Below are 12287 nucleotides of genomic sequence, written 5' to 3' on the forward strand. Positions count from 1 at the left end.
ATGAGTACTCGCGAAAGTCACACCTACGATGTGGTGGGCGTCGGATTCGGCCCGTCCAATCTGTCGCTCGCCATCTCCCTGGAGGAGCATCACGCCAATGTGCTGACCGACCCGGTCACCTCCGCCTTCTTCGAACGCCAGCCGAAGTTCGGCTGGCACCGGAACATGCTGCTTCCGTCGGCGACCATGCAGATCTCCTTCCTGAAGGATCTGGTCACCTTCCGGAACCCGGCATCGCGGTTCAGTTTCGTCTCGTTCCTGCACGCGCAGGGCCGGCTCGCGCAGTTCGTCAACCGCAAGAACTTCTTCCCGACCCGTCAGGAATTCCACCAGTACCTGGAATGGGCGGAATCGCATCTGACCAACCAGGTCACCTACAACTCGGCCGTGCTCGCCGTACGGCAGCCGCCGGGCGCCGCGCCCGGTGCCATCGACCACCTGCAGCTCGAGATAGGCGACACCGTGCGCGGCACCACCCGCACGGTGAACGCCCGCAACATCGTCGTCTCGACGGGTCTGCGACCGCGCATGCCCGACGGCGTCGTGCGTGACGAACGGGTCTGGCACAGCTCGGAGTTCCTGACCCGGTACGGCCTGGCGAACCCCGCGCAGCTGAAGAGTGTGGCCGTGGTCGGCGCCGGCCAGAGCGCGGTGGAGATCACCAAGTTCCTCCACGCGCGGCTGCCGCACGCCCAGGTGCACGCGGTCTTCCCGTCGTACGGCTACTCCGTCGCGGACGACACGGCCTTCGCCAACCAGATCTTCGACGCCGAGGCGGTCGACGACTACTACTTCGGCGAGGAGGCCACACGCGAGGCGTTCTGGCGCTACCACCGCAACACCAACTACGGGGTGGCGGACGACAGCGACATAGGGGAGCTCTACCAGATCGCCTACGACGAGGAGGTGTCCGGCGTCAGGCGGATGCACTTCCACAACCTGACGAAGGTGACGTCCGTGACGAGGGACGGGCACACCGCACGCGTACTGCTGCGCCGGCTGGACGGTGCGGAGCGGGAACTCGGCGTCGACGCGATCGTCTTCGCCACCGGCTACGACCCGTTGGACCCGACGGAGCTGCTCGGTGACCTGGACCGCTACTGCCTGCGCGACGAGTCGGGCCGGCACCGGGTGACCCGCGACTACCGGCTGGTCACCACGCCGGAACTGTCCTGCGGCATCTACCTCCAGGGCGGCACCGAGCACACGCACGGTCTGACGTCGTCGCTCCTGTCGAACATCGCCGTGCGCAGCGGTGAAATAGTCGACGCCATCATCAAGGAACGCGCGGAACGCGGAATGGTGAACGCCACGGCCGCGGCGTAATCACCGACGCACCCCGACCCGTGAGCCCCTGGGATTCGTCCCCGGGGCCCACGGGCGTGCCCGGAAACGGGAATGCGAGCCGAATGCAGAAGGAAGGCACAGCGGGGCGAACACGGAGGTTTTCCTCCATGGTGCGCCCGTCCGAAGCCGCGTAACTTCGTTTGTACCGTGCATATTTCGAAAGGGCCGGCAGGGCCCAGAGGGAGGGCGGCACAATGGAATCCACGGCAGACGCGATGGTCGCCGGCGCGGTGATGCTGAGCGCTTCGGCACTGCTCGCCACGGGGCTCGTCTGGGTCTCGACGAACTGGACCCGGGAACGCGGCGCCGCCGAGCGTGCCGCCGCGCAGCGGCAGCGGGAGCTGCACTCCGAGGTGGCCGAGCTGGGCCGCCGGGTGGGGGCGCTGCAGCGGCTTCTGGAGGGCGTGGACTGACGCACCGATACTCCTTCGATAAAGCCGCCCCCTAGCGTCGTGCCCACAGGACATTCCCAGTGGAGGCGACGCACATGACCGGTGGCGTGGAGTACGGATACGAGCGGAAGCTGGCGGCCCTGTGGGCCGAGGCGCTCGGCGTTCCGGTCGAGCGGATCCGACGCGGCGACAACTTCTTCGAGATCGGCGGGACCTCACGGGCCGCGGCCCGGCTGGTGGTGGCGCTGGAGCGCCGCCTGTCCGTCGCCGAGTTCGCCCGCACCCCCACCCTGGCCCAGATGGCGGACCTCCTCGAGCGGCGCGGCCCGGATGCCGGGCAGAGGAAGTGATCCGCCATGCGTCTTGTCATCGCCGAGGGCTCCGCGATCCTCAGGGCCGGGCTGGCACACGTGCTCGGCGCCCAGGGCCACAAACTCGCCGCGGCCGTCCACGACGTCCGGGTGCTGCCCGCGCTGGTCGCCATGCACCGCCCCGACGTGCTGATCACCAACGTCCGCCTCGCGCCGACCTGGAGCGACGAGGGAGTGGACGCCGCCTTGGACATGCGGCGCCGGCAGCCGGGATGCGGCGTCCTGCTCTTCTCGGCGGCCCCCGAACCCGAGCACGTCGCCCGACTGTTCGCGGGTGACGGTGCGGGTCTCGCGTATCTGCTCCAGGACCGTATGACGGACTCCGACGAGTTGTTGGACACGCTCACCCGGATCGCGGAGGGCGGCACGGTCGTCGACCCCCGTATGGTCAGGGCGCTCGCAGTGGGGACGACCCGCACGAGCCGCGAGGAGCGGCGTGCCAGGCGTGGGGGAGGGCTCGACGTGCTCAGCGAGCGGGAGTCCGAGGTCCTGGCGCTGATGGCGCAGGGCCGCACCAACAGCGCCATAGCCGAGCAACTCGTCGTCTCCCAGGGCACCGTGGAGAAACGGGTCGCTTCGGTCTTCGACAAGCTCGACATTCCCGGCAGCCCGAGCGACAACCGCCGGGTGCTCGCCGTGCTGCGCTACCTCTCGGACCGACAGGCGCCCGTGCCCGTCCCCGCCGTCGGCCCACCGGACCCCAGGCACCGCCATCTGACGAGCGTGGCCTGAGACCTCGTACCCGCGCCGTGGCAGCCGGGCGGCCCTTGCCGTCCGGCTACCACTCGATGATGTTCCGGGCGGTCAGGTCGGCCAGGAACGCGGTCACATCGGCGAGGGCCTCCTCCTCGTCGATGCCGTACTGATCCACCAGCACCCGCGCGACGTCACCGACGCTGCGGGTGCCGTCGACGTTCGCGTAGACGAGTGCCGCGGAACCGTCGAGCAGCAGGGCCTGGTCGGCGAAACCGAGCAGCAGGTCCTCGCCCGAACGGCGGACCCGGATGCCGAGCACACGGCGGGGCACGTCACGAGGGGCGATGGGCGGGGCGTCCTCGCTCACGGCGTCTCCACTCGCAGGGAGATGTCCTGGCACAGGCCGAGGACTTCCCTGATCCAGGGTTTCGGGTCGGCGGCGTCGTAGCTCCGCATGGTCTCCAGGGACCAGTACCGCTCGAAGCTGAGGAACTCGGGCGCCACCACACGCAGGCGGGTGGGCCGCCACTTGGGCATGTGACTGCCGAACTCGCCGTGGCTCTCGAGGAGCGCGTCCACGGCGTGGCCGAAGGCCCGCCGTGCGGAGATGGTCGCGCTCTCCGGATTTCCGTCCTCCAGTTGGCCCAGAGCGTCCTCGACCGCGTCGTCCGCGAGGTTCAGCGACCGGACGACCAGGAAGGACTTGAAGGCGGAGTCCGCGAGACGCCTCCGGCACCCCTCCACCCAGTGCTGACCCAGCAGCGTCAGACAGTTGGCCATGCGCCCCAGCGAGACCTCCTCGCGGGGCGTCAGCGCCTCTCCGGCCAGATCGCGCTCGTACGCCTCCCAGGAGACCTTGGCGAGCAGTTGGTCGATCTGGCTGTCGAGCCAGTACGTCACCTCCCAGCGCCGGCCGTCCTCGTGGAACGTCTCGCTCTGCACGCCGGGCGGATCCAGGGGCATCGGGATCGGCCTGCTGGTGGGGGTGTCCCATGCGCGTGTGGTGATGACGTACACATCGTTGTCGCTGCGCGCGTTGTTCCATCCCCGAGCGGCTGATCCCACGACGACCGCCGCCAGACAGTCCTCCGGTATCAATTCCCTCCGGCGCAGTGGCTCAAGCCATTCCTCGGTGCTGATCTGCTGCATTTTCGGCCTCTCCCGATTCGTCAATGAGGGGCGCAGTCGGCGAAGTCCGATCGATAACGGATCGAAAAGTCGGGTGACTAGTTTTATCAACACAACCGGTGCTCACCGGAAGGCCCACCAAGCGGAGGAGTTCCCCATGAAGAAGTACATCAAGCCGTCTGCGAAGAGCGTCAAGCAGAGCTCGGTCCTGAAGAGCAACACCTGATTCTACCTGTGGGTGGGCGATCCCTTCGAGGGATCGCCCACCCACATTTGTTTTCGGCGTTCCCCGAACGCGCCGACAGGCTGAGGAGATTCGATGTGCGGCATTGCGTGCGTAGCCCGGCTCGACGGCCGGGAGCTGGGGCCGGAGACGGACTCCGTGCTCCATGAGATGGCGGAGATCCTGGACCACCGAGGTCCCGACGACCGGGAGCTGATGCGTGACGGACCCGTCGGCATGGCTTTCACCCGGCTTTCCCTCGTGGACCCGGCGGGCGGCGGCCAGCCGCTGGTCAGTGACGACGGCTCCCTGGTGCTCATCGCCAACGGCGAGGTGTACAACCACAGGGAACTGGCCGCCGGCCTGCCGGGCGGTGTCCGTCTCCGCACGGGATCGGACTGCGAGGTGCTGCTCCACCTCTACCGGCAGCGCGGAATGGACTTCCTGCGTGACGTGCGCGGCATGTTCGGTGTCATTCTGTGGGACCGGGCCAACGGCCAATTGATCCTCGCCCGGGACCGATTCGGTGTCAAACCCCTCTACTACCAGCGCGACGGCCGGCGCATCGTGCTGTCCTCGGAGATCAAGGGCCTGTTCGCCGACCCGGCCACTCCCCGGGGCTTCGACTGGGCGCGCTCCCTGTCGGTGGCGATGCTGCCGGCTTCGCCGCGTTTCGCGGAGCCCGACATGTGCACATGGTTCGAGGGCGTCGAGAGCGTCCCGGCCGCCACGGTCCTGCGCATCGACCTGCGCGACGGCCGGACCACCGAGCACCGCTACTGGGAGCTCCCGGCCGAACCGGACGAGGACGCCGACGCCGAGGCCCTGATCGGCCGCTACGGTGAACTGCTCGAGGCGTCGGTGGCGGAATGTGCCACCGCCGACACGGAACTCGGACTGTTCCTCTCCGGCGGGATCGACTCCGGCTCGGTCCTGGCGCTCGCCGCTGAGCGCCTCGACACCCTGCACACCTTCACCGCCCTGACCGGCGGTACCCACGACAACGGCGACGCCGAGAACGCTCAGTGGATCGCGCGCGAGCTCGGTGTGCCCAACCACCAGGTGGTGTTCCCACGCGACCACGCGCCGTCGCCCGAGGAATGGCTGCGGCTGCTGTGGCTCACCGAGACACCGCTGTGCGGCCCCGAGGCCTATTACAAGCACGAGCTGCACCGGTTCGCGCGTCAGGAGCGGCCGGAGCTGCGCGGGATGCTGCTGGGCGCGGCCAGCGACGAGTTCAACGGCGGGTACTCGCGCGACGTCCTCGGCGAGGGCGACTGGCAGTCCTTCCTGGACGGCCTGGCCTACCTCGACCGCGAGACGCGGCTGGAGCGCGATCCCGCACTGGCCCGCTGGTGGACCGGCGGCGAGTCGCTGATCGCGCTGTCCGCGCTGGAGGGGGGCAGCGAGCGCCGGGGCGAGGACGTGTACCGGGCGTATGTCGAGTCCGAGTACCGCAAGGTGCAGCAGTACAACGTGTGGCACGAGGACCGGACGGCCGCCGGGAGCGGCATCGAGGCCCGGGTGCCCTTCCTCGACCACCGGCTGGTCGAGCTCGTCGCCACCGTTCCGGACCGGCTGCGGCCGCGTCTGCTGTGGGACAAGCGCATCCTGCGCGACGCCATGACCTCGCGCATGCCCGAAAGGATCGCCCAGCGCCCCAAGGGACCCTTCTTCTACGGCACGGGTACCCGGCACGCCTATCGCATGCTCGTCCGCCTGCTGCGCGCAGACGACTGCCATCTCGTGGAACGTGCGCTCTCGGCCCCGGGTGCGGACGTCTTCCTCGACGCGGATGCCGTACGGCGCAGGCTCGACGCCCTGGGCGACGGCGACACGGACAACCCGCAGGTCGAGATCCTGCTGCGGGTCGTCAACACGGGGCTGCTGGCCGACATGGCGGCGAAACCGCCCCGGCTCGGCGACCTTTCGGCGGGCACGGTCCTGTCCTCGCTGGGCGGCCCGGTGGCGGACGCCGGCGAACTGTTCGCCGTGGGCCGTGACTTCGACGGGGACGGTGTCCTCAGGCTCGCCGGTGACGCCACCCTGCTCACCGACGACGCGGGCGCCTGGTTCCTGCTCCGGGAGGGGCAGATCGAGTACGTCTTCGAGGACGACTCGCCGGTCCTGCGGGTCCTGCGCCGGCTGGAGGGCTCGGCGTCGCTCGGCGGCGCCCTGGAGGCCGCCGGAGCGGATCTGGACGAGGTCCGCCCCGAGTTGGACGAGCTCCTCGGCCAGCGACTGCTCGGCTGGGCGTCATGAGCGGGGCCAGCCGCGCGGCGCTGCAGGCGGAGGGCGCGAACGTGTCCCGGCTGCCGGCTGCCCCGGGCGGCCCCTACCAGCGACTGGCGCGCGAGCAGCTGGTGCCGGGCACGGCGGCGGCCAGACCGGTGCTGAGCACCTACGCCAGCCGCTTCGGCCGGTGGGACGACCTGGCCGGCGTGCGCCGCAAGCCGCAGCGCCGTCCGGTGGATCCGGCCGACCTCTACTTCCCGCCCGAGCTGTATCCCGTGGTGTCCCATCCCCTCGTGGTCGCGCGGGGGCCGGCCACCGTGCGGATGCTGCTGCTGCAGCGGCTGTACGACTACCTCGACTTCACCACCGAACTGGAGAACCTCGCGGTCATCCCGGTAGCGGCGAAGATCGCCCGCGGCGCCTCCGGTCTCATCCTGCCGCGGCAGATGCAGGCCGACGCCTTCAAGATCGTCACCGACGAGGCGTGGCACGCGCAGTTCTCCTACGACTTCACCCAGGAGCTCGAACGCGTCACCGGGGTGCCCTGGGGAGGAGGCGGAGTCCCGGCGTTCGTACGGCGGCTGGACGAGATCGCCGCCCAACTGCCCCCGGAGGTCGCGGGGCTGGAGGCGCTGGTCTTCTCGATCGTCAGCGAGACCCTGATCTCCGGCATCCTGTCGGACCTCCCACGGGACGAGAGGCTGCCCCGTCCCGTGCGCGAACTGGTCCGTGACCACGCCGAGGACGAGGGACGCCACCACGTCTACTTCCGCTCGGTGCTCCGGCATCTGTGGCCGGCGCTGACCCTCCGCGAGCGACGCGCCGTCGGACCCCATGTGCCGGCGATCATCCAGGCGTTCCTCACCCCCGACCACACGCAGGTGGCGACCCGGCTCGCGGCCGTCGGACTCTCGGACGACGAGATCGTCCAGGCCGTCACCGAATCCTGGCCGGAGCACGAACTGACGCTCTCCATCGCGCAGTCGGCGGCACCCGCCGTCCGGTACTTCACCGAGGTCGGGGCCCTCGACGACAGCCGCACGCGGTACGCCTTCACGGCAGCGGGGCTGCTCGCGCGTGAGGCGGAACCGGACACCGACCCACTGGAAGGGACGCGGTCATGACCGCTGCGCTCACCGGGAGGACGACGCGGTCGTCCTCGTCGTTCTCGTCGTTCTCATCGTTCTGGCGTTTTTGGACAGCGACGACCGTGAGCGGGGTCGGCTCGGCCGTCACCCTGGTGGCTCTGCCGCTGGTGGCCGTGACCGTTCTCGACGCGTCGGTGGCCCAGGTCGGTCTGCTGGCCGCCGCCGGGCAGGTCGGATGGCTGATCCTCGGGCTCCCCGCGGGCGTCATCGTCCAGCGGTATCCGCTGCGCGGGCTCCAGGTGGCCACCGACCTCATACGGCTTGTCGCGCTCGCCTCCATCCCCCTCGCGTGGTGGCTGGGACACCTGACCTACGCACACCTCGTCGTGGCGGCTCTGACCGTCGGGCTCGCGACGGTCGTCTTCGACGTCGGCAACGCCGCCTTCCTGCCGGCCGTCGTCGACAAGAAGGACCTGATCGCACGCAACGGTCTGCTGTCGGGCACCCTCGCCGTGACCCAGACGGGCGGCCCCTCGCTCGGGGGTCTGCTGGTCCAGCTGTCCGGGCCGGTGGGGGCCCTGTGCGTCGACGCCGTGAGCTATCTCGTCTCGGCTCTGACCCTGCGCACCCTGCCCGAGTTGCCGCGCCCCACGGCTCCCTCGTCCGCCCGGGCGGGGTTTCGCCGGCAGATCCGCGAGGGGTGGGAGTTCGTCGTCCGCCACCCCGTGCTGAGGCCGTGCATGTGGTGGGCGACCGCCACGAACTTCGTGTGCGGCGCTCTGGTGGCGCTGACGCCCACCTATCTGGTCCGCGAGGCGCATCTGACGCCCTTCATGGTGGGGCTTCTGATCGCCGCCGACGGGGTCGGCGCTCTGGTGGGCTCCTTCGCCGCCGCCCGGCTCGCCGCCCGCTTCGGCACCGCGCGCGTCCTGGTCCTGGCCTCACTGACCGGCGCCGTACTGGCCCTGGCCATGCCGCTGACGGTGGGGTTCGGCAGCGCCTTCTTCTTCGTGGCCGGCAACGCCGGCTTCAACGGCGGTGTCGTGGTCGGCAGCATCGTGACCCGGACGCACCGTCAGACGGAGTCACCGCCGGAGCTGCTGGCCCGGGTGATGGCGACCGTGCGCTTCGTCTCGTGGGGGGCGTCCCCGGTGGGCGCGGCCCTCAGCGGCCTGGTGGCGGCGACCGCGGGACTGCGTCCGGCGCTCTGGATCGTGTGCGCGTGCGCCTTCGTGGGGCCGGTCATCCTTCTGACGAGCGGAATCCGCGAGCGACGGGACCTGTCTCAGGAGGCGGCCCGGACACGGACTCAAAGCGTGATCCAGTAACGCCGTTTCACCCCGATCGGGGTGGTGCGGACGTCCTCCAGGACGCCTCCGTTCGCCTCTATCGTGCGGGCGGAGGCCGTGTTGCCGTCGTCGCAGGTCAACAGGGTTCGGTCCAGGCCCAGTCGGCGCGCCTCGGGGAGGACGGCGCCGAGGGCCCAGGTGGCGTGTCCTTGCCGGCGGGCCGAAGGGCGGACGCTGTAGCCGATGTTGCCTCCGCCCTCCAGCAGGAAGGCGTTCAGATAGTGCCGTACGTCGATCGCCCCCAGATAGGTGGAGTCCTCGACGATCCACAGGTGCGTCGCGTGCACGCTGCCCTCCGGCATGGGCAGGGAGCGGTCCGACTGCGCCCGCAGGCGCTCCACCCACTCCCCGAAGCCCGCCGCGGTGTCGAGATCCGGCCCCGCCAGCCGCAGTCCGCTGCCGTCCTGATGAGCGTCCGGGCCCCACTCCTGCCGGGCCTCGGTCCAGGAGGTCCTCAAACGTGTGGTGGGCTCTATGAGTCTGAGCATGCCGAGGAGATTAACATTCATTTCATTCGGCAAGGAGGCCGCTTTTCCGTCGAACTCTTGATCTGGCCCCGCGGAATGTGACATGACAGTGTTGTCGCGACGCCCGAAATCGACGGCCAAATCATTTCGAGAGAGGCCCACAGCCATGAGGCAAAGCACTCTTCTGATGCCGGCAGAACTTCACGCGTACATGCTGGCGCACAGCACCGGACCCGACGCCGTCCAGGAGCGCCTGGCCGAGCGGACCAAGGAGTTCGCGGACGTCGCCCACTGGCAGACAGCTCCCGAGCAGAGCCCGTTCCTGACCCTGCTGGTGCAGACGCTGGGTGTGCAGAACGCGGTCGAGGTCGGCACGTTCACCGGTATGTCGGCGCTCGCGATAGCCCGTGGCCTGCGGCCGGGCGGCAGGTTGCTGTGCTGCGACGTCGACGACACCTGGACCCCCCTCGCCCGGGAGGCGTGGCAGGCCGCCGGCGTCGAGGACCGCATCGAACTGCGCATAGCACCGGCGATCGAGACGCTGCGCTCCCTGCCGAATACCGCTCAGGTGGATTTCTCTTTCGTGGACGCGGAGAAGACCGGGTACTGGGACTACTTCAGTGAACTCGTCGTCCGTACCCGGCCCGGCGGTCTCCTGGTATTCGACAATGTCTTCCGCAAGGGGCGGGTGCTCAATCCGTCCAGTGAGGTCGACGACGCCATCGTCGATTTCAACGACAGGCTCGCCAAGGACGACCGCGTCGATGTCGTCATGCTGCCGATCGCCGACGGGATGACCATCGCGCGCCGCAGGCCGTGACGCCCTGCCTCCCGGCCCCGCCCTCCCACCGCGGGGCCGCGCGACGTCATCGGTGCAGCACCGTCCTGAGGGTCTCGCGAAGCCCGGAGATCGCCTCGGCGGGATCGTCCACGGGTGTCGAACAGCGCCAGGCGATGACGCAGTCGGGCCGGACCAGCAGACAGCCGCGCTCGTCGAGGCCCTCGGTCACCCGCTGCCAGGAGCCGTAGACGTCACGGGCGCCGTCCTCGTCGATCCGGACCACCTTCAACGGGATGCCGAACTCAGCCGCGCACACCCGCGCGGCCTCGGCCCAGGGCCCGCCCGCCAGTCCCGTCACCACGGTGAAACCCCCGCCTCCGACGAGGTCCAGGGTGGAGAGACGATGCCCCGTGGTGTCGACGAGCCACGCGTGGGGCAGTTTGGCGCCCGGCCGGATGGACGGCTGCGCGTACAGGTCGCGGTCGCGGCGCCACTCCTCGGCGGGGCCCGCGTCGGGCACCACTGCCGATGAGACGTAACGCTGGTTCATCTCCACGCCGTGCGCGCTGAACTCGTAGTGCTTGAGCTGCATGGCCTCGGCCAGTTCCCGTCTGCGCCGGGCGCCCTCGGCGCTCGGCAGCCGGCCGCGGCGCACACCGGCCGCGGCGTCGCCGGACACCAGGCCGTCACCCAGACCCAGCGCCTCGAAGAGCGGGACGAACTCGCCCGTGCTGCGATTGGCACGGGCGACGACCTGCTCGCCGACCGGGGCCCGTTCGGCGCTGTAGGTCTCCAGGAGCCCCGGACCGGCCTGGCCGCGCAGGACGAGTGCCAGTTTCCACGCCAGGTTGTAGGAGTCCTGGACCGAGGTGTTCGAACCGAGGCCGTTGGACGGCGGGTGCCGGTGCACCGCGTCACCGGCGCAGAAGACCCGGCCGGCCGAATAGGCCTTCGCATACATGTCGTTGACGGTCCACAGCGAGGTCGACTCGATCCGGACGTCGATGTCCGGGTCGCCGAGAAGACCGGTCACGATCCGCTCGGCCTCCGCGTGGTCGAGGACCGGCTCCGGGCCGTTGATGTCGTATCCCCACACCGCCATCCACCTGCTCCAGGGCCGGACCATGCGCAGGGCGCCCATGCCGATGCCGCCGATTCCCTCGCCGGGGCGGACCACCCAGTACAGGACGCCGGGCCGGTGCTGCACGTAGCGGGTGAGGTCGGCCTCGAAGACGATGTTCATGCTGCCCGCCTTGCCCTCCTCGCCGACGAAGGGGAGGCCGATCTGCTGTGCGACCCGGCTGCGGCCACCGTCCGCGCCGATCAGGTAGCGGGCGCGCAGAGTGAACTCGTCCCCCCGCAGCCGGTCGCGCAGCAGCGCGGTGACGCCGTCCACGTCCTGCTCCAGGCCGAGGAACTCGGTGTCGAAGCGGACCTTCGCGCCACGCCGGGCGGCGTTGCCGATCAGCACGGGCTCCAGGTACGGCTGCGGCAGATCGAGCATCGGGCACGGGCTTGCGGCCGCGTACTCCGTCAGCCGCTCGTCCTCCGTGCCCCAGGTGCGAATGCGGGCTATCTCCTCACCGGCGAGGCTGGTGCAGAAGACGCTCTCACCCATCAGGTGTTGGGGGGTGCCCACCGACAGGGCCTCCTCCTCGACGCCGAGGTCCCGCAGCACCTCCATGGTCCGCTGATTGGTGATGTGGGCGCGGGGGCTGTCGGCGACCCAGCCGTGCTTGCCGATGACCACCGTGTCCACGCCGTAGGTGGCCAGCGCCAGCGCGGCGGCGCCGCCGGCCGGACCGCCGCCCACGACCAGGACGTCCGTGTCGAAATCCCCGTCACTTCGCATGCGCCACTCCCGTCGAAACGTCGAAACGTGTTGATGTGCTGCGCATCTGAAAAACAGCGTCGGCGTCATTCCGCGCACATGCCTTTCCGTGCGAACGACCCCGGAAATAGTCGCGCTCTCGGCGCGGGCCCAGCGTGGCAGCGGGCAGCGGGAGCAGGCAACCTGCCCCGAGCGGGGGTGCACCGGTGTCCCGTCGACAGGACGTTCAGTTCCGCATTCACCTGTCAGCCGCTATGTTCGAGAGCGGTCGGAACTCGCTGAAGAAATACAGAAGGACGTTCCCATGCCACTTTCCACACCTCGTAATGGACGCTGAGATCATGCGCGTCCACTCCTCATTAATTCAGCGCGGATTGGA

Annotated in this window: 12 protein-coding genes; 8 read left to right on the top strand and 4 right to left on the bottom strand. The window is 69.6% G+C overall.

The features are described 5' to 3' along the window. The 4 genes from ACFY1U_RS18590 to ACFY1U_RS18605 all read left to right on the top strand — a co-directional run bounded on the left by ACFY1U_RS18590 (nucleotide 1) and on the right by ACFY1U_RS18605 (nucleotide 2842). Nucleotides 1–1326, top strand: coding sequence for a lysine N(6)-hydroxylase/L-ornithine N(5)-oxygenase family protein (locus tag ACFY1U_RS18590; protein WP_390695154.1), 1326 nt, complete (start codon nucleotides 1–3; stop codon nucleotides 1324–1326). 215 nt (nucleotides 1327–1541) lie between these two features. Next, nucleotides 1542–1760 (top strand): hypothetical protein, encoded by a 219-nt coding sequence (locus tag ACFY1U_RS18595; protein ID WP_390695155.1) that lies wholly within the window; start codon nucleotides 1542–1544, stop codon nucleotides 1758–1760. Nucleotides 1761–1834: 74 nt separating this feature from the next. Further along, nucleotides 1835–2089, top strand: coding sequence for an acyl carrier protein (locus tag ACFY1U_RS18600; protein ID WP_266957258.1), 255 nt, complete (start codon nucleotides 1835–1837; stop codon nucleotides 2087–2089). A gap of 6 nt (nucleotides 2090–2095) precedes the next feature. Further along, the gene (locus ACFY1U_RS18605; RefSeq protein ID WP_390695156.1) at nucleotides 2096–2842 is read left to right on the top strand and encodes a DNA-binding response regulator; all 747 of its coding nucleotides are present in this window, start codon (nucleotides 2096–2098) and stop codon (nucleotides 2840–2842) included. A 46-nt stretch (nucleotides 2843–2888) separates the two neighbouring features. On the opposite strand, the gene ACFY1U_RS18610 is transcribed toward ACFY1U_RS18605, so the two are convergent. Beyond that, complete coding sequence (locus ACFY1U_RS18610; protein WP_390695157.1) at nucleotides 2889–3173, bottom strand: PqqD family protein; 285 nt, start codon at nucleotides 3171–3173, stop codon at nucleotides 2889–2891. Next, nucleotides 3170–3955, bottom strand: coding sequence for a hypothetical protein (locus tag ACFY1U_RS18615; RefSeq protein ID WP_390695158.1), 786 nt, complete (start codon nucleotides 3953–3955; stop codon nucleotides 3170–3172). The genes ACFY1U_RS18610 and ACFY1U_RS18615 overlap by 4 nt, the downstream gene beginning before the upstream one ends. A gap of 298 nt (nucleotides 3956–4253) precedes the next feature. Here ACFY1U_RS18615 and asnB point away from each other — a divergent pair, with 298 nt between their 5' ends. The 3 genes from asnB to ACFY1U_RS18630 are packed head-to-tail and all read left to right on the top strand — an operon-like array spanning nucleotide 4254 to nucleotide 8808. Beyond that, a complete protein-coding gene (asnB, locus tag ACFY1U_RS18620) occupies nucleotides 4254–6419 on the top strand; it encodes an asparagine synthase (glutamine-hydrolyzing) (protein WP_390695159.1) in 2166 nt (721 codons plus the stop codon). Then, on the top strand, nucleotides 6416–7516 hold the full coding sequence (locus ACFY1U_RS18625; protein ID WP_390695160.1) for a diiron oxygenase: 1101 nt from the start codon (nucleotides 6416–6418) through the stop codon (nucleotides 7514–7516). The genes asnB and ACFY1U_RS18625 overlap by 4 nt, the downstream gene beginning before the upstream one ends. Next, nucleotides 7513–8808: an MFS transporter gene (locus ACFY1U_RS18630; protein ID WP_390695161.1), complete on the top strand. Its 1296-nt coding sequence runs from the start codon at nucleotides 7513–7515 to the stop codon at nucleotides 8806–8808. The genes ACFY1U_RS18625 and ACFY1U_RS18630 overlap by 4 nt, the downstream gene beginning before the upstream one ends. Here ACFY1U_RS18630 and ACFY1U_RS18635 read toward each other — a convergent pair. Further along, the gene (locus ACFY1U_RS18635; RefSeq protein WP_390695162.1) at nucleotides 8790–9317 is read right to left on the bottom strand and encodes a GNAT family N-acetyltransferase; all 528 of its coding nucleotides are present in this window, start codon (nucleotides 9315–9317) and stop codon (nucleotides 8790–8792) included. The genes ACFY1U_RS18630 and ACFY1U_RS18635 overlap by 19 nt on opposite strands. Nucleotides 9318–9483: 166 nt before the next feature. On the opposite strand from ACFY1U_RS18635, the gene ACFY1U_RS18640 reads away from it, so the two are divergent. Then, a complete protein-coding gene (locus tag ACFY1U_RS18640) occupies nucleotides 9484–10116 on the top strand; it encodes an O-methyltransferase (protein ID WP_390695163.1) in 633 nt (210 codons plus the stop codon). 46 nt (nucleotides 10117–10162) lie between these two features. Here ACFY1U_RS18640 and ACFY1U_RS18645 read toward each other — a convergent pair whose 3' ends face one another. Next, nucleotides 10163–11929, bottom strand: a complete 1767-nt coding sequence (locus ACFY1U_RS18645) for an FAD-dependent oxidoreductase (RefSeq protein WP_390695164.1) — start codon at nucleotides 11927–11929, stop codon at nucleotides 10163–10165. Nucleotides 11930–12287: the final 358 nt, after the last annotated feature.

This window comes from Streptomyces sp. NPDC001351 (genome assembly GCF_042896045.1).
Taxonomy (GTDB): domain Bacteria; phylum Actinomycetota; class Actinomycetes; order Streptomycetales; family Streptomycetaceae; genus Streptomyces.